Origin of the sequence: Asaia sp. W19, assembly GCF_003994335.1 — a bacterium.
GTDB lineage: Bacteria > Pseudomonadota > Alphaproteobacteria > Acetobacterales > Acetobacteraceae > Asaia.
Window position 1 is genome coordinate 32,730 of the sequence record NZ_PNQZ01000038.1, and the last position, 18,520, is coordinate 51,249.

The window sequence follows — 18,520 nt, forward strand, 5'->3', positions numbered from 1 at the left end:
CGCTCGGCATAGGGAGTCTGTCATTCTGTGTAAAATGATACATTATAACAAAAAATGGCTGACTCGAATGTTGCCCCGCCGCAGGCGCGAGGCTGGCTGTCAGCGCACGAAGGGTACTACCGCACGAGGGATACTCTGGCGCTCCTCTGGTTTCGCAGCGTCTGAAGCGGAGGCTGTCGAAGAGGGCGCGGGCGTGAGACACTATTTGCGCGCCCTAGACCGCCGTACGCGAGAGAGGGAGGGTAATGAGGCGGTAATTCAGTCCAGCTCGCGATGCATTGATAATCAGAACAGACGTTGTGGATCCAAGAGAGCGTTAACATCTCTATATTGACCTGTCCTGCGTGCAGTAAAGTCAGGACGGTATAGTCGTCTACTCACTCGTCTACTCACTCGTGTAATCGTTCGATATTCTTGGAATGATAAAACTATAGGGGACAAGAAAACACAATTCCGTATGTTGGCAATTATTAACCTAGGATGTCAAAAAATTGCTGCTATGGAATGCGAACGATTCTCACTCCTAACGAGTTTGGTTCCATGACAAGCACTCTTCGACCAAGGCGGCGTAAGACCGCCCGAAAGTTCAGGGCCCGTGCCCTCCTCATAGGCCTCGGCATGGGGGGGCTCGCGCTTCCGTTCGAGGCGGGCGCCGTACCGCCACCCGTCAATCTGGGCAATGCAGCGGGAGCGAGCGACGATGCCTCATCAGGTGTTTTCGGCTTTTTGTCCAATTGGCGCCGTACCTCCAATCTTCTGGGAAACATGTGGGGGCTCAGGCCGGAACTCGGCAAATACGGCGCGGTGCTGGCCATTCAGGAAACGTCCGAGGTTTTCGGCAATCCGACCGGGGGGAGCCATCGCGGGGCAGGGTATAATGGACTGACCGTGGCCGTGCTGCAGGTCGATACCCAGCGCGCCATGGGCTGGTATGGCGGTACTTTCAATGTCAGCATGGAGCAGATACACGGCCGCGCCTTCAGTGCCGATAACCTCATGGCGCTACAGACCGTGAGCGGGATCGAGGCCGATCGCGCGACGCGCCTCTGGGAGCTCTGGTTCGATCAGAAATTCCTCGATCAGCAGAAGCTCGATATCAAGATCGGCCAGCAGAGCCTTGATCAGGAATACATGATCAGCTCGAACGCGCTTGTATTTGCGAACACCATGTTTGGCTGGCCCATGCTTCCATCGGCGGATCTTCCAGGTGGTGGTCCGGCCTATCCGCTTTCGGCGCTGGGCGTCCGGGGAAAGTACTGGCTGGCTACGCCCCTCTATCTTCTTGGCGGTGTCTATAGCGGCAGCCCCACCCGGCATCGCGATGGGGACCCGCAAATGACCAACCCCTCCGGCACGAGCTTCCCGCTCAATCGGGGGGTGCTCGCCATTGCGGAGCTGCAATATGTCTATCCGGCGCTCGGGGCGATGGTTTCCCCTGACGAGGTCCAACCGCTTTCGCATGTCTACCGTATCGGTGGATGGTATGATTCCGAGCCTTTCGCTGATCAGTTCTGGGACAATACCGGCATTCCCCTTGCTTCACCCAACAGCAACGGCACCGCACTGACTCACAGAGGGGCGTTCAGCTTTTATGCCGTGATGGATCAGATGATCTGGCGCAGCCATACTGATCCCAATCGGACAATCAGTATCTTCGGGCGCGCCATGGGGGCACCGCAATCCGATCGCGTGCCCATCGACTTCTCGCTCAATTTCGGCCTGACGTTCAACGATCCACTTCCGTACCGCACTGATGACACTTTCGGTATCGGTATGGGCTACACCCATGTCAGCGGCGCCCTGGCAAATTATGACCGCGCTGTGCGTCGCTATTCGGGCGCATATTCGCCCGCGCAGGGCGGTGAGACCTATGTCGAGGTCACGTATCAGTACCAGTTCACGGGCTGGATGCAGTGGCAGCCCGACTTCCAATACATTTTCAACCCGGGGGGCGGCATTCCCAACCCGTCTCACCCTGACCGGCGCCTGCGTGACGAACTCGTCTTCGGGTTCCGTACTAATATTGCGCTGTGAGAAGAACCATGTCCTCCAAATTCCGCAATGCTGCCCTGGCCGCATGCTCCCTCGTCGCGTTCTCTCTGCCCGCCCATGCCCAGAACAAGGGCTTTCTGGAGACGTTGCATCGCCATACAACCCTGGCCTCGACCAGCCCAGGCAATGGAGATCTCAATCCCTATGCCGTGGTGGTGGTCCCGCAGGACATGGGTGTGCTGAAAAAGGACGAGGTTCTCGTCACGAATTTCAACAACATCAGTAACCTGCAGGGTACGGGCACGACGATTGTTGCCTACTCACCTGTCACGGGCAATGCGCGGCTCTTCGCCAACCTGCCAAGTAATCTGGCTGCCTGTCCCGGCGGGGTAGGGCTGACCACGGCCCTCGCCATCCTGAAATCGGGATGGATCATCGTCGGAAGTGCACCCAGCAAGGATGGCACGACCACGACCAAGGGCGATGGCTGCCTGATCGTGCTCGATGCGAATGGCAAATACACGACCACATGGAAAGGTCCTCTGATCAATGCACCCTGGGGGGACATCGCGAGCGTCGATAAGGGAAACAAGGCAACCCTGTTCATTTCCATGACCGGGTTCGATCTTCCTGGACCGAATGTTGTGGACCCGCAGACGCATTACCCGCCCATCCTGCACAAAGCGACCGTATTGCGCCTCGAACTCAGCATTCCCGATGGCGGTCCGCCGCAGCTCGAGAGTCAGACCGTGATCGCGAGCGGCTTCTCCGCCCGAGCGGATCGAGACAACTTCCTGTTCGGCCCGACCGGCCTCGCGCTTGACGATGACGGCACACTCTATGTCACCGACGGCTACGACAATGAGGTGACCGCGATCGATGACGCTCTTACGCGCACGGATCCGGTGACTCGAAAGGATGATGCCGTAGGACGGATCATTACCAAGGGGGGGCTGTTGAACTGGCCTCTCGCCATGATCTGGGTGCCGGGGCACCATCTTCTCGTCGCCAATGGCCGCAACGGTCAGGTGGTCGAGATCGATCCTGCTACCAAGAAGCAGATCTACGCGCAGTGGGTCGACGCGGATCAGGCGCAGCAGCCGCCGGGAAATGGCGACCTCTTTGGTCTGGCGATGACGCCGGACGGCAAGAGTTTCTATTACGTCGAAGACGACATGAACACGTTGAATGTGAGCCAGCCATGACACATTCCAATTCCGGACTTCGCCTTGGCAGGCGGGGATTCCTCGCGACCACCGCTGCAGCTGGTGGGGTGGCGGCGAGCGCCGATCAGGGCTTTGCTATGGAGAGCCCGCCGCTTCATCAGCCCGGGATCATCACGCCGCAACAGCCCTGCGCCTATTTCATCACGTTCGATCTCGCGACGACAAAGCGCGACGAGGTCGTCGCACTGCTGCGGCGCTGGACAGAGGCCGCAGACGCGCTGATGGCCGGCGTTTCGGTCAATGGTCTCGTGGATTCTGGCGAGATAGACGGGTTGAAGGGTCGTGATCTCACGATCACCATCGGGTTTGGCCCCGGCCTTTTCCAGAAAGATGGCAAGGATCGCTACGGTCTCAATGCTCATCGACCGGGGGCGTTGGCCGATCTGCCGCGCTTTACGGGCGATCAGCTCGTTCCCGCTCGTACGGGGGGTGATCTCTGCATCCAGTGCTGCGCCAATGATCCACAAACCACGCTTCATGCTTCACGCGAGCTGACGCGGCTCGCCTATGGTGTGGCCGATCCGCGCTGGGCACAGGCGGGTTTTCTGCCGAGTTTCGGAAAGGGCAAGACGCCACGCAACCTGATGGGGTTCAAGGATGGCACCATCAACCCCGATAGCCAGAACCCTCAATCTGCCGGTCGCTATATCTGGGCGGCGGATACGGACCTGCCCTGGATGCAGGGTGGAAGCTATCTCGTTTCGCGCATCATCCGGATCGCCCTTGAGCACTGGGACAGAACCCCGGTCAGTTTTCAGGAAGAGACGATGGGGCGTGAAAAACAGAGCGGTGCACCGATTGGTGGGCACGATGAGTTCGAGCCGTTGACCCTTGCCCAGAAGGATCATGACGGTAATCCTGTCACGGCACAGAACTCCCACGCCAGACTGGCTGCACCCGAGGAGAACGGGGGCGCCCAGATCCTCAGACGGGCCTATTCCTATGATAACGGCCTGAGCTTCACGGCCGAGCGTTGGCCGCCATGGCGCCAGGGCATGGAGATGGATGCGGGGTTGCTTTTCATGAGCTGGCAGCAGGACCCCAGGACGGGGTTCACGCGCATCTTCGAGCGCATGTCGAAATTCGACATGATGAACCAGTATACCACCCATATCGGCGGGGGCTTATTTGCCTGCCCCGGTCGCAGGAAAGGCGGCTACATCGGTCAGGCGCTTTTCGAGGCTTGAGGCCACGAGTTGGGGGACGGGTGCACTCTGATCCAGCTCCGTCAGGCTGAAAAGGCTCTCGCCCTGTAATTCCAGAGTAATGAAGTCCGTTTTTATTATTCTGGACGCCTGGGACCCAGGGTTGTAACCCCTATCGGGCAGGTGCAGGGCATAAAGGGAGCGGGTCCATTCAGGCGTCGAGGCATCATCGGGATGGAAGAGGGGCGAGATGGCCCATCTTGCGTCTTGCTGTGGCCTGTCTTGTTCTCGTTGCTTTCGCGCTCTCTCTGACACTTCAGACTCTCGCCGCGCCTGAGGAGACGCCCCGGGCTGAGATCGAGCGTCTGATTGGTGTGGACATCGCTCCCGCGATGAGTATGCCGGACTGCGAAAGCATGCCCGACATGGTCATGCCTGGCAAAACGGGCGGGGCGCAAAAGGGTCATCATCATGATGCCGCCTGCGCCCTCTGTCCTTTGCTCCAATTGGGCCTCTTCATCCTCGGCAGTTCTGTGTTTCTGGCTTTCGCCACAAGCGTCACGCTCGAGCGCCGATTCAGGCTGCCGCTCTCCAGGGCTCCGCCTCATCTCAGATGGTGTCTGCCCCCCTCCCACGCGCCACCGCTGCCCTGAACCTGATTTGACGCTTCCGTGCGGCGTCGTGACCTACCTTGGGTTGGTCGCAGGCGCACACGGATCACGCTTACGATCCAGTTCGGGAATTGACCCATGATCCTGCCTCTGTCCGGCAGAGCCAGAACGCGCGCGCTGCGCGTGCTCGGTTGCACCTCCGTTATCGCTTTGCTCTGCGCCTTCGACGTTCATGCTGAGAGTCTTTCGAAAAGCCCTTCGGCCCCCGATGATAACAAGCCTGTGGAATATCTCCAGGTCCAGGGCATAAGGCGCACCGCCATCCATTCGGCCGATACGGCCACACTTCTCAAGGGATCGCTCGGTTACAGCCTCTATTCAGCTGGCGGCGTCTCTGCGCTACCCGTACTCAACGGGATGGCGGATGACCGTGTGGCGACGATCGTTGATGGTATGCGCATCGCATCGGCCTGCCCCAATCACATGAATCCCGCCATGTCCTATATCGACCCGGATAGCGTGGCCTCGGCGGAGGCGATTGCAGGCGTGACCCCAGTCAGTATCGGTGGAGACAGCACGGGGGGAACAGTCAAAATCGAGCGTCGCGACCCGCTCTTCGCTCAATCGGGCAAGGTCCTGATCACAGGACATGTGCGCGGCGATTACCGCAGCAATGGCGGCGGGTCGGGCGCCTCGGGCACCGTGACGGTCGCCAATGACACACTCAGCCTGCGCTATACCGGCTCGTACAGCCATGCCAGCAATTACCATACGGGTGGTGATGGGCGTCAGGTGCGCTCCACGAGCTATCTCTCGTTCAATCACGCTGTAACGGCCGGACTGAAGAAGGACAATCACCTTGTGGCACTGACCTTTGGTCAGCAGGACATCCCGTATGAGGGTTTTCCGAATCAGTATATGGACATGACCAATAACCGATCCACCTTTGTCAACGGCAAGTACCGGGGCGAATTCGCGTGGGCGACTCTCGACATCCGGGGCTTCTGGCAGCGCGTGGATCACGTCATGAACATGATGAATGACAAGGGCGGCCATAGCGCGACCACCGGGATGCCTATGAACACGGATGCCCGGACCGCCGGCTATGCAATTGATCTAACTATCCCGTTATCCACACAGCATTCCGTCAAGATCGGGAGCGGCTACGACCATAACGGGCTCAATGACTGGTGGCCTCCTTTGGTCGGAAGCATGATGATGGGCCCCAACACGTTCCACAACATCAATAACGGGCATCGGGACAGACTGGGTCACTACATTGAGTGGAACGCACAATGGACGAGCCGCTTCTCCACGCAGCTTGGCCTGCGCAATGATCTCATCATGATGAACACCGGCAAGGTCGCACCGTACTCCTGGACAGGCATGATGCAGATGGCCGATATCATGGCGGCGAAACGATTCAACGCCGCATCACGCGGGCGCACAGACACGAATTTCGATGTCACCGCGACCGGGCGCTATCATGCTCTGGACAGCCTCATGATCGAGGGAGGCTACGCGCGCAAGACACGCTCGCCCAATCTCTACGAACGTTATGCATGGGGCATGGGCACCATGGCCACGCGGATGATCGGCTGGTTTGGCGATGGCAATGGCTATGTCGGAAATCTTGATCTGAGGCCCGAAATTGCTAACACGGCGAGTGTGACGATCACATGGCATGATCCTAAAGGGGAGGGGTGGCGAATCCGTCTGCAGCCCTTCTACACTTACACGGAGGGTTACATAAACGTCATCCCACTTGCCCGATTCAGCAATGGCCTCTCCAAACTGCAATTCGTCAATCACAATGCCCAGAGCTATGGAATCAACGCCAATGCGCAGGCGCGCCTGTGGAACAGCGATCGTTTCGGCCAGGGTAAGATCGTGAGCACGTTCAGCTGGGTGCGCGGCCAGGACATGGAGACGCATACGGGGCTTTATCATCAGATGCCCACCAACGGTACGATAGGCCTGCGCGAGACCTGGCAGAACTGGGCCGGGAGGGTCGATGTCACGTTGGTGAAACGCAAATCCTCGGTGGACTGGATACGCAACGAGCCCCGTACACCCGGCTACGCGCTTCTTGGACTGGGTGGGAGCTATCGCTGGCGTAAATACACCCTGGATGCGAGCATCGAGAACGTACTGAACCAGAAATACTACCTTCCCCTCGGCGGACTATCCCTCGGTGACTATCGCCAGACCAATATCCTCGCCCCCCTTGCAGGGCTGGGACGTTCTTTCAATCTGAGCCTGACCGCCGTGTTCTGATCCTGCCTCTCCAGGAGGACACGCTTCCTCCGGTCCCGGGGCCGGAGGAGGGTGGAACAGGACCGAGCCACCAGCCCGGGTCTCCGCCAGCGCGTTTGTCTTGGCGTGGAGGCCTCGATGGGCTACGCCCCGCCCATGCTCGATATCAAAATGTCCGGCGAAACTGTCGCCCCAGCCAAAATCAGCGAAGAGACAAATTCCGTGTCGGACCGTCGTCCTCCGGACAAAGTAACGCCCATGCCGGTCCATGCAATGCTGATACTGGCCATGGCGGCCTTCGTGACACTTCTGACCGAAATCATGCCAGCGGGACTGCTCTCATCCATCTCCGCGGGCCTCGGCGTGTCGCAGGCGGTGGGGGGGCAGTTCATCACGGCCTTTGCTTTCGGTGCGCTCGCAGCCGCGCTGCCTTCGGCTGCCTTTTCTCACCGCATGGGTCGCAAAAAGCTTCTGCTCTTCGGGCTCGTCGGCTTCACGCTGGTCAATGCCGCCAACGCGCTTGTCAGTGATTTTACCCTGTCACTTGTGATCCGCTTCCTCGCCGGTTGTTTCGGCGGTCTGGTATGGGCCATGTTTGCGGGCTACGCCACCCGCCTGGCCCCACCCGCACAGCGCGGACGTGCGATTGCCCTCGCGGGCTCGGGCGTAACACTGGCCATGGTTCTCGGGGCGCCGCTCAGCGCCTTTCTGGGTCAGGCCATAGGCTGGCGCGGGGCATTTGGGGCACTCGCAGCACTAAGCGCTGTCCTGACAGTCTGGGCGGTCATCATCCTTCCCGATGCACCGGGAACCGCGCAGGAAGAGCGTTTTGCCATCCTCCCCACGCTCAGGCTTCCGGGAGTTGCGGCCAATCTTGCGCTGATCTTCAGCTTCGTCGCAGCGCATAGCCTGCTTTACGTGTATGTCGAGCCGCTGCTGGGACCCTCCGGTCTTTCACATCGCGTCGATGCCTTGCTGCTGTTATTCGGAGCAGGTTCTGTTGTGGGGCTGTTCGTCACGGGTATTCTGATTGATCATCACCTGTCGCGCCTGACATCGCTGAGCATTGCGCTGTTCGCGATAGCCGCGATGTTGCTGGCTCTGGGTCTTGCTCACATCTCCCTGGTGTTGCCCGCCATAATCTGCTGGGGTTTGACGACCGGCGGCTTCGCCGCTCTCACCCAGAGTGCGATGGCACAGGTGAGCGGGCGGCTCATCGATGTCGCACAGGCCATGGCGACCACAGCCTGGAATCTCGCCGTCTCAACTGGGGGATTGCTCGGCGGCGCGCTTCTGACACACGTCTCGATCGGGAGCTTGCCGTGGATGGCGCTGTTGCTGCTTCTGCTCGGTCTGGCCGCCTTCGTCAGGGGGCTTCGCCCCCTGATCAGATAGCGCGCGTTCCGCTACCCTGCCGGAGCGGAGAGCACGCCGCTTCCGCCCGGGGAAACACCGTCCGGGCTTTACAAGCGCCCGAACTCAGGAGTGCTTTCTGTGGGTAAGTTGCCAATGCAGGCGTTTGCGTTGAATGGCTCTGACGCTCAGAGTCACGGCGCTAACCAGAATGATCGTGATTCCCAGACTGATCGCCAGCGATTCAAGGTCTGTCATGGCGTAGTGCTGGTGTAATGGACCCCACCATCTCATTGTGCGATCTCCCCTTCCTGTCGGTGTCGCCGGAGCCCGCTTCATCTGGCTCTTCAGGGCCCTTGATGTGCGGGTGGTCCAAGCGACACGAGGAAAATGCGCCCGTACGAAACGAATTTCAATATTTGAATTAATCCATCATTATCACGGTATCGATACTTTGATCTAGATCAATATTCAGCCTTTCGGCGCTATTTCAAGTAACGCAAGCGTGGTTGTTTTTGAACAGGAAATGTGACGCTGTGAGGGTGGAATGCGACGGTCGTGTCTCGCCGTGAAGGGAACGATTGGACGTGTGGGCGCGTCGTGCGGACTGCGACAGGCCGTGCAGCAAAGCCCGCAGGAACGCTGGGGTGCTCGCGCCTATGACACGCTTCCATGTATCGACCAAGCGCCGTGGGCCATAGACGCCGATCAAAGCGAGACGCCAAGGATGGGCCATGCAAGGAAGCCTGCCGGGGGGGGGGGGAGACGTGCGGGCGGAACCCATAGGCATGCTCAGTCTCGAGTCATCGAAGACCGACGCGTCGGGGCGTCAGTTCATTGGTGCGGGGCTTCCGGCGATCCTCTCCAAGTCATGCGAGCGCGCGCCGGATATGCTGTGCTCGTCAGTGGGCGGAAAAATCAAAAGGGGAGGCGCTGTTGCGCACTCCCCTTGAACCCTTTGGCAGTGAGCCAGAGCTTCCAGTCGCGATCAGTTCTTGGTCCAGCCGCTCAGAACAGCGTCCTTGACCGATTGCGGCAGAGGTACGTAGTCCAGCTTGACAGCGTCCGGGTTGCCGTTCTTCAGCGCGTAGCTGAAGAAATCCTTCACCGCCTTGCCCTGGGCTGCATCCTTCGGATCGGTAGGCACCAGGACGAAGGTGGCGCTCATGATCGGCCATGCATTGGCACCGGCGATGTCGAGCAGATCGACTGCAAAGCGATCCGCATGTGCCCAGTCGGCATGGGAGGCGGAAGCTGCAAACGAGGCGGCGTCCGGTTTGATGAATGCACCATCATGGTCACGCAGCTGAGCCATGTTCAGGTGATTGCGGCTGGCATAGGCATATTCGACATAGCCGATACCGCCCTCTGATTCCTTTACTCCCGCTGCCACACCGTCATTGCCACGCGCGCCTGCACCACCAGCCCAGGCGATGGAGGTGCCCGCGCCAAATTTCTGCTTCCAGCCAGCCGAGACCTTCGAGAGGTACGAGGTGAAGACAAAGCTGGTGCCCGAGGCGTCGGCGCGATGGATCGGCGCGACATCTGAGTCAGGCAGCTTTAGGCCGGGGTTCAGCGCCGCGATGCGCGGGTCATTCCACGCTGAAATCGTGCCGTCATACAGACCCGCGATGGTCGGGCCATCGAGCTTCAACATGCCGGGGGCAATTCCAGGCACGTTCACGATCACCACGATACCGCCCATGACCGTGGGAAACTGGTAGAGCTTGTTGCTCTCCAGCTTGGCGGCTTCCATCGGCTTGTCGGAGGCGCCGAAATCGACCGTGCGGGCGATCGCCTGGTTCTGGCCTGCGCCCGAACCGACGCTTTGATAGTTGATGGACGTGCCGATGGCCTTTTGTGCAGTCTCGCCCCAGGCGCCATAGATCGGCGCAGCGAAGCTCGACCCGGCACCGGTGATGGTCGCGGCATGAGAAACACCGCAGGTCAGGGCCAGGGAGAGAGAAAGGGCACCGAAAATTCGGGTAAGACGCATTGTTTGACCTCTATAGATCGAGATGACGGCTCGTTCTATCGGCGCCAGCAATAGGAAGATACAAATATAAGATGATAGTTTTATGAAACGACGTCGGCGCCCAGCAGCGGAAAACAGTCTGGCAGTCGACGGACAGTGTCTTCCTGGGAAACAGTGTCATTGAAGGAACAAGCTGCCTAGGGTCCGACTGCACGCTCGTTCCAAACGCAAAACGCCCCTCCGGAGAGGGGCGTCCTCGCAATGAAGGAACTCCCTGGAGAGGGGTGGCCCGTCAGAAGCTCACGCCGGTTTCCAGGTCGATCAGCAGCGCATTCTTGTAACGGTTGGTCCCACCAGGGTGCCAAATATATTGCAGACCAGGGCGGATGGTGAGCCATGGGGCAGGGCGCCAACCGTAGTTGATTTCACCTGAATGCTCTCCGCTCGGCTTGAGCAGTCCGGTATCCTGGGTCTGCACGGCCTGGAGGGCCCCCACATAGGCGCCGAGCTTCGGATTGACGAAGTTGAACTTGCCGCCGATGCTGATCGTGTCGTTCGGGCGGTTCCAGAAAGTCCCCTTGCGCACCACGCCCCAGGTGATGAAGTACGGCGCGATCGCGGTACGCGGGTCACCCCAGGTGAAGGACATGAACGCCACCGTAGAACGCGTCGGGTCGCTTTTGTCGCGCTGCAGCATCTGGTCGGCCATGAACCATCCGCCGTAACGCCCGCGCACCTTGTCGATAGGCAGATTGCCAAGCACGCTGGTCGGAAGCTCGAACCCGGCGAGCTGTGCATAGACGTTCTTGACCTCGGACGTATCCCAGTAGCCGCCGATCTTCACATTGGTCGGCAGGCGGCCCTTGCTGTCAGTGCCGCCGAAGTGCCAGCCCAGCTGGAAGGGCAGATAGGCCCCGGTCGAGCCGTGCAGCCACATCTTCCAGGCATATCCCGTGTTCGAAATGGTAGGGTCGACGTTATAGATACCGGCCGAGACCAGCATGCGTTCGTCTCCGAACGGGAAGAGCTTCAGGAAAGCTCCTGGATGCGCCGTCGGATAGTATCCGTAGCCCGAGTTACTCGCTAGCGCCTGGGGCATACCGCAGATCGCGTTTGATTCGAACTGGCAGTAGAGATTCATGCCCCAATGCATGGTCGACTGGCCGAAATCGTTTTCGGTATTGATCCAGCCGATTTCGGTATCGGCGTAGCGGTTCCACTGCATCTCCCATGAGAGGCGGGTGAAACGGATCGTTTCGCCAGACCCGAAGATTTCCTGTGGGCTGTTCAACGCCGGAAGCTGCTGGCCAATACCCAGACCTGCACGCTCGGTCAGAAGCACATGGAACATGCCGTAATTATAGCCGGTCAGCTGGGCAAAATTGACGTCGGCACCAATCGCTACTTCATGCGCATAGCGCACGGTTTGCGCGCGTCCGCCTGTCGGGTTGCCCGCACTATCCTGAAGGTAATGTCCCTGCGGCGTGATACCCATGTTCTGCAGGCGTGTGCGCAGGCCGCCCCAGTCTCCGGTCATGGTGGGTTGCTTCAGCCAGTCGGAAAAGCTTGCCGGAAACAGGGCTTCATCACCAGGCACCGGGACGACGGGATGGCGCACCGTGCCGAGCGAGGGCTGGGTACGATCATAGGGGCTGCCATAGAGATTGGGGGGATTATCCGCGCCCTTGCCCGCGTGGTTCTGCGTAGCCGTCTCCTTCAGCATCGGGTCGAGCGTGGCCGCTGTCTGATCGCTCGGGCTGGCCTTCTGGCTCTGGCTTTGTGCGGTAGCCTGCGAGACGAAGAAGCAGCTCCCCAGAATGGTGCCAGCGGCCCAAAGGGATAAGAGCGTCCCGGTCTTTGATACAGGCATGATCGCACGAACTTTTCGCTGTGACAGGAGGCGGCTTTCACAGCCGCAGGCACTCCCTATCAATATTTCATATCATGACAAGCATCTTGACGCGTTCGCACCAAAACTCACGATATGGGTTTCGCGAGTGTTGTTTTGCCGCCACAGATCATGAGTCGCACAGCGACGTTAAAGAAAGATCAAAAGATCAGCGCTACCGAAGGGAATGTTGCAGGGGCGCCGGACCCGGGGGGGACTCTTCGCTCCTGCAACACTGAAGTGCCTTGATCGGGTTCGACTCACTTCGCCGTATCCGATGCTGCCGTGGCTAGAACCAGCTTCTGATCCCGAAGGTCAGCCTTGCCCTCCCGGCGGCCTCATCATGCTGCTGCGCGAAACGTCGCGCCTGGTAGAAATAACCATCATAGGTCAGGGCAACATATGGAGCGAATTTGCGCCAGATCTCATAGCGCAGCCTGAGCCCGGTATCGATATCGGAGAGGCCGGCACCGTTCCCACGGGCTTCATCGGATTTGGAGTAAAGGTTCAGCTCGATCTGAGGCTGAAGGATGAGCCTGTTGGTGATGGGGATGTCGTAGGAGCCCTCGAACCTGCCTGCGAAGCGTCCTTGATCACTAACATACCCTGTTGCCTGAACCTCGAACTGGTAAAGGGCCAGACCCTGAATTCCGAAGGCGCCCCAACTTCGTGTCGGGCCACTATCGAGATCGATCCGGACACCCCCCTGGATGTCGAAATACGTCGAGACGGAGCGGCTGTAGAGCAACTCCTGATCGCCGTCATCCATCCGCCCCTCGGTCACTGTCCCTTCGGAGCGCAGCCAAAGGCGGTTGTAGTCGCCTCCCATCCAGGCTTCGCCGTCCCAGCGAAAACTGGAATCCGCCCCTGCCAGGCGCCCTTCGAACTGGTTGAGCAGACCATGGACCCATATGCCCTGATCCATGACGGGCATGACCCCATCGATATAGCTCGGCATGCTGGCGGGCGTTGTAGTCGTTCCCGATGCGGGTGCGGCGTCAGCCGAAACGGCCACCGTCGTGGTCACGGCCAAGGAGAGTGTCGCAGCCGCAGCGAGCGAGGGAGTTACTCTCATGACACCACCACGGTGCGGAACATGCCTAGATGCATATGGTAGATCAGATGGCAGTGCAGCGCCCACATGCCGGGCGTATCGGCAGTGACCAGATAACTCAGGGTCGATCCGGGCTGGGATATGATCGTGTGCTTGTTGGGACGGTGCGCTCCGTGCCCGTTTTCAAGCTCACTCCAGAACCCGTGCAGATGGATGGGATGTTCCATCATGGTATCGTTGATGAGCGTGATCCTGACGCGCTCGTTGAGTCGCAGCATGATCGGGGGGGCTTCGGAGAATTTTTTCGCGTCGAAACCCCAGATATAGCGCTGCATGTTTCCTGTCAGATGCAGCACGATCTCACGGCTGGGCGGTCTCGGGTCCGGTGCCGGGTGCAACGCGCGCAGCATGGCATAGCTCAGAACACGCCGTCCGTTATCTTCCAGTCCGTCCCCCGGCTCGTTCAGGCGGTCGACGGGATGCATCGCCACGTTCTGGTTCTCGACATTGCGCGGTGGAGAACCGGGATCGTCCCTGACGATCGCTTCCTGAGGGGCAGGGCTGGTTCCGGAGCTTGACGGCGCCCGCTCGGACTGGTCCATGCCGCTCATGCCGCTCATGCCGCTCATGCCGCTCATGCCGCTCATGCCGCTCATGCCGCTCATGCCGCTCATGCCGCTCATGCCGCTCATGCCGCTCATGCCGCTCATGCCGCTCATGCCGCTCATGCCGCTCATGCCGCTCAAACCCGACTTTTCCGGCGCCATTCGCCCCATGCCCATATCCACCATGGTTCTGACGGGCCGAGGGTCCATCGGGGGGATTGGCCCCGTCATGCCTTCGCGCGGTGCCAGCGTACCGCGAGCATAGCCGGTGCGGTCTTCGGATTGCACGAAGATGGTCCAGGCGCGTGCGTCATGGGGCTCTACGATCACGTCATAGGTTTCGGCGGGGCCGATGCGGAACTCCTCGATTTCGACCGGCTCAACGTCCTGCCCATCCGCCGCGACGACAGAAAAATTGAGTCCCGGAATGCGGAAGTCGAACAGGGTCATGGCCGAGGCATTGATGACCCGGAGGCGGATACGCTCGCCGGGTGTAAAAAGACCCGTCCAGTTGGCATCCGGTGCCTGACCATTGATGAGATAGGAGTAGATCACGCCGCTGACATCCGAGATATCCGTGGCGGACATGCGCATGCGTGACCACATGAGGCGGTTGGTTATGGCCTCGTTCAGCCCCTGCTTGCGCGCGTCATGGAAGAGCGACACCAGCGTGCGCTGGCGGAAGTTATAATAATCATCCTGTTGTTTCAGATTACTCACGATGTCATGGGGGGCGACATCACTCCAGTCCGAAAGTACCATCACATAGTCTCGGTCGGCGCGCCTCGGGTCCGGAGTGGTGGGATCGATCACGAGAGCACCGAAAAGCCCCTGTGCTTCCTGCATTCCTGAGTGGCTGTGATACCAATAGGTACCTGCCTGGCGCAAAGGGAAGCGATAGGTAAATGTGGAGCGTGCGGGGATTCCAGCAAAGCTGATACCGGGCACGCCATCCATCGCAGCAGGCAGGCGTATACCATGCCAGTGGATCGAGGTCGGCTCATCGAGATGATTGACCACCTCGATTTCCATGTCGTCACCTTCGCGCCAACGCAGCGTGGGGGCAGGGGCACTGCCATTGACCGTGAAGGCCCGGCCGGTGCGATTGCCGATGGTCCACATGCGTGTGTCGATGTCGAGGCGCGGACGCGATGTTGCGACGCGGGGGATGGCGGCCGGATCTGGGCGTGGCACGACATCGGCTCGAGCAGAGAGAACGGGCGAGGCGCCCAACCCTGCGAGACCGCTGACGAAAATACGACGCGACAGGCCTGCCCCATGGCGGGAAAGCATTGTCATGAATTTTGTCCTGAACATCACGTGCAATAGGAGCCCGCGCGTCGCAGCCATGCAGGCCATGAGCGGGGCAACGTATCAGAGGTTCAGAAACGCCTTGGGCGGACGCAGATCAGGGGGGGAGAGTTGTCCGGAAAGGAATGCCGTACGTGGCAGGGCATAAGCTGCCCCCACAGCAGCGGTACTTCTGCCATGGCGAATTTCCTGAGGCAGGGTCAGGACCGACAGGCAGCCGGGAGAGGGCAGGCAGGAGCCGCAGTCGTGACCATGCGCCTGCTTGTGCGCAGGCATCGCCGGATGGTCGATGCAGCCCTGATGGGATGCTTCAACAGACAATGTCATGCCGCACCCATCATGGGCGTGCGGCAGGGCATTCGCCGTCGCAGGGAGCAACCCACGCAAAGCGATCATGCATGTCACGACCGTGACGATCAGGAGGGAGCGGCGATGCCGGGGCATGGTTCCTCGACCAGGGGAGAATAGCCATACTCTATGCAAGGCTGCGAGTTGATTGCAACCCGTATGATGCCTACCTAGTTGACCATCGGTACCGATGAGGAGAACCACGATGAGCACAACGATGCAGTTCAAGGTAGACGGAATGTCCTGTGGGGGCTGCTCGAGCCGTCTTGAAAAATCCCTGAGCACGATCCCCGGTGTCACTGCGGTCAAGGCAAGCCACGAGACCGGTGACGTTACCGTATCGACGGGCGATACGTCCCTTCCGCGCGCGGCCGTCGAGACCGTGATCGGGGAAACCGGCTTCGACGTGGTACGCCGCTAGGCGCGATGAGCCAAACCGCAGCCAGCACTCAGAACCGGGCGGCGGCGACGGCAATCCGCATTCCGGATCAGGACCTGACCCAAGCCAGGATGCGCCTGTCCTCCCCCGAGGGTACACAAAGGAAAAGCCGGACCGATGTCTGTTTCTACCCTCGATCTTGAAATCACTGGCATGAGTTGCGCCGCTTGCGCGGCGCGGCTGGAGAAGCAGTTCAACCGGCAGGCGGGCGTCACGGCCAGTGTCAATTTCGCTTCCTCTCGCGCCGTGGTCACGCGGGGAGAGGGGGCCCCGGACTTCCCAACCCTGGAAAATCTGGTTGAAAAGACGGGGTTTGGCATCGCCCGGTCCGAGATCGTTCTGGCAATTTCGGGTATGACTTGCGCCGCCTGCTCTGCCCGGCTCGAGAAGCTGCTCAATCGACTTCCTGGGGTGAGTGCCACAGTCAACCTGGCAAGTGAACGGGCGCATATCCGATATGTGGATGGGCTGATCGATGAGCAGGGTCTCATCGCAGCGGTAGCCAGAGCTGGGTTCGGAGCAAGCGCCCCCCAGCAGGGACGCGTTGGCGCGCAAGACGACGCGAGCCACAGGGTTTATATCGATCTCGTCCTGACCGCTCTGCTCTGCCTGCCCTTTATCGTGGAGATGATCGGCATGGCGTTTGGTTTCCACCATGTCGTACCGCTCTGGATGCAGGCGCTTTGTGCGACGGTTGTGCAATTCTACTCGGCGCGCGTTTTCTATCGAAGCGCATGGCATGCCCTGCGCACGGGGGGCGCCAATATGAATGTGCTGGTCTGCCTCGGGACCAGCATAGCTTACGGGTTCAGCCTTGCTGTGACGCTGTTCGGGCTCGACCTGCCAGTCTATTTCGAGGCTAGTGCCTTCGTCATTCTTCTTGTCTCATTGGGGCGGTTGATGGAGGAAAGGGCGCGTCATCGTGCTGCGTCCGGTCTGGAAGCCCTTCTCAACCTCAAACCGGAAATCGCTAACCGGATCGAGGGCGAATCAGTCGTCTCCCGCCCAGTATCGGCCCTGCGCATCGATGACCTGTTCCTGGTACGTCCCGGCGATGCGATCCCGGTTGACGGTGTGGTGGAGGAGGGCGAGAGCGAGATCAACGAGTCTATGCTCACGGGCGAGGCAAGCCCTGTCCTGCGCAAGGCGGGTGACAGGATTTTCGCAGGAACATTGAACACGACGGGAGCGCTGCGCGCGCGCGCCGTTTCCCTTGGGAGCGATACGGCGCTCGCACGCATCGTGGCCCTTGTTTCGCGCGCCCAGGGCTCCAAAGCCCCGATACAACGTCTGGCCGATCAGGTTTCGGCCATTTTCGTGCCTTGCATAGTCCTGATTGCAGTTGCAACATTTCTGATCGGCTGGGCCATCAAAGGCGATGCGAGCTGGGCTCTGGTATCGGCCATATCGGTCCTGGTCATTGCCTGCCCGTGCTCTCTTGGCCTTGCGACCCCGACAGCGCTAATGGTGGGTACCGGCAAAGCGGCCTCTGCCGGTATTCTCTTTCGCAATGCCGAGGCACTCGAACGACTGCACCGCCTTACTGCCCTTGCACTCGACAAGACGGGCACGATCACGCTGGGCCAACCTCGTGTCGTGAGTGTCACGCCTCATGCAGAGCTTGATCGGCGTGCCTTGCTGGCGCTGGCTGCAAGTCTGGAAATGAATTCCGAGCATCCTCTGGCCAAGGCGATTGTGGGCAAGGCCCACGAAGAAGAGGTCTCGCTCGAGGCGCAATTCGAGGGCTTTCGCGCCTTGCCCGGCAAAGGGATCGAGGCGCGATCCGGTGATCTCCTCTACAGGCTTGGAACGCGCGACTACCTCACAGAAAATGGCATAGCATGCGCGCCGCTTAGCGATGCAGAAGAGGGGGCGACAGAGATCTGGGTTGCCCGGCAGGGGCAGTGTCTCGGTATCATCACGCTGGCAGATGCCTTACGTCCTGAAGCTCCCGCAGTGGTGCGAACGCTCGAGGCACTTGGTATCAGCACGACCATGCTCACGGGTGATACTGCGCAAAGCGCGGCTCCCGTCGCCCGGCATGCCGGAATTACGAGGGTTCAGGCGGCTTTACGGCCCGAAGGAAAGGTGGCGGCCATCGAGGCATTGCGTGGATCGGGATTCGTTGTGGGAATGGCGGGGGATGGGGTCAATGATGCCCCGGCGCCTGCCGCAGCCGATATCAGGATTGCCATCGGCCCAGGTTCCGCCCCGGCCTTGGAAACGGCTGGTCTCGTTCTTATGAGTTCGGATTTGGGGGCCATTCTGGAGGCTCTGTCTCCCTCAAAAGCCCACGTCTCCAAGATCCCCCAGAACC

13 protein-coding genes are annotated in these 18,520 nt (G+C 60.0%); 8 read left to right on the forward strand and 5 right to left on the reverse strand.

Features of this window, described 5'->3' with window-relative positions:
- Positions 1-540 precede the first annotated feature (540 nt).
- The 6 genes from C0V97_RS07875 to C0V97_RS07900 all read left to right on the forward strand — a co-directional run bounded on the left by C0V97_RS07875 (position 541) and on the right by C0V97_RS07900 (position 8,625).
- On the forward strand, positions 541-2,034 hold the full coding sequence (locus C0V97_RS07875; protein WP_127102071.1) for a carbohydrate porin: 1,494 nt from the start codon (positions 541-543) through the stop codon (positions 2,032-2,034).
- Positions 2,035-2,042: 8 nt separating this feature from the next.
- Positions 2,043-3,197: a hypothetical protein gene (locus C0V97_RS07880; RefSeq protein WP_127102072.1), complete on the forward strand. Its 1,155-nt coding sequence runs from the start codon at positions 2,043-2,045 to the stop codon at positions 3,195-3,197.
- Positions 3,194-4,405 carry a Dyp-type peroxidase gene (locus C0V97_RS07885; RefSeq protein WP_127102073.1) on the forward strand — a complete coding sequence of 404 codons (1,212 nt, stop codon included), beginning with the start codon at positions 3,194-3,196 and terminating at the stop codon, positions 4,403-4,405. Before C0V97_RS07880 ends, C0V97_RS07885 begins: the two co-directional genes overlap by 4 nt.
- Before the next feature lie 218 nt (positions 4,406-4,623).
- Positions 4,624-5,016 carry a DUF2946 family protein gene (locus tag C0V97_RS07890; protein WP_127102074.1) on the forward strand — a complete coding sequence of 131 codons (393 nt, stop codon included), beginning with the start codon at positions 4,624-4,626 and terminating at the stop codon, positions 5,014-5,016.
- A 96-nt stretch (positions 5,017-5,112) separates the two neighbouring features.
- Positions 5,113-7,251 carry a TonB-dependent receptor gene (locus C0V97_RS07895; protein ID WP_127102075.1) on the forward strand — a complete coding sequence of 713 codons (2,139 nt, stop codon included), beginning with the start codon at positions 5,113-5,115 and terminating at the stop codon, positions 7,249-7,251.
- 51 nt (positions 7,252-7,302) lie between these two features.
- Complete coding sequence (locus tag C0V97_RS07900) at positions 7,303-8,625, forward strand: MFS transporter (RefSeq protein WP_127102076.1); 1,323 nt, start codon at positions 7,303-7,305, stop codon at positions 8,623-8,625.
- 946 nt (positions 8,626-9,571) lie between these two features.
- Here C0V97_RS07900 and pstS read toward each other — a convergent pair.
- The 5 genes from pstS to C0V97_RS07925 all read right to left on the reverse strand — a co-directional run bounded on the left by pstS (position 9,572) and on the right by C0V97_RS07925 (position 15,860).
- Positions 9,572-10,579: a phosphate ABC transporter substrate-binding protein PstS gene (pstS, locus tag C0V97_RS07905; protein ID WP_127102077.1), complete on the reverse strand. Its 1,008-nt coding sequence runs from the start codon at positions 10,577-10,579 to the stop codon at positions 9,572-9,574.
- A gap of 271 nt (positions 10,580-10,850) precedes the next feature.
- Positions 10,851-12,428: a carbohydrate porin gene (locus tag C0V97_RS07910; RefSeq protein ID WP_233582046.1), complete on the reverse strand. Its 1,578-nt coding sequence runs from the start codon at positions 12,426-12,428 to the stop codon at positions 10,851-10,853.
- Positions 12,429-12,735: 307 nt separating this feature from the next.
- A complete protein-coding gene (locus C0V97_RS07915; RefSeq protein ID WP_127102078.1) occupies positions 12,736-13,521 on the reverse strand; it encodes a copper resistance protein B in 786 nt (261 codons plus the stop codon).
- Positions 13,518-15,404 carry a copper resistance system multicopper oxidase gene (locus C0V97_RS07920; protein WP_127102079.1) on the reverse strand — a complete coding sequence of 629 codons (1,887 nt, stop codon included), beginning with the start codon at positions 15,402-15,404 and terminating at the stop codon, positions 13,518-13,520. Before C0V97_RS07920 ends, C0V97_RS07915 begins: the two co-directional genes overlap by 4 nt.
- Before the next feature lie 75 nt (positions 15,405-15,479).
- A complete protein-coding gene (locus C0V97_RS07925; protein ID WP_127102080.1) occupies positions 15,480-15,860 on the reverse strand; it encodes a hypothetical protein in 381 nt (126 codons plus the stop codon).
- A gap of 109 nt (positions 15,861-15,969) precedes the next feature.
- Here C0V97_RS07925 and C0V97_RS07930 point away from each other — a divergent pair, with 109 nt between their 5' ends.
- Complete coding sequence (locus C0V97_RS07930) at positions 15,970-16,185, forward strand: heavy-metal-associated domain-containing protein (protein ID WP_158625374.1); 216 nt, start codon at positions 15,970-15,972, stop codon at positions 16,183-16,185.
- A 135-nt stretch (positions 16,186-16,320) separates the two neighbouring features.
- A partial coding sequence (locus C0V97_RS07935; RefSeq protein WP_148114928.1) for a heavy metal translocating P-type ATPase occupies positions 16,321-18,520 on the forward strand: 2,200 nt, incomplete at its 3' end.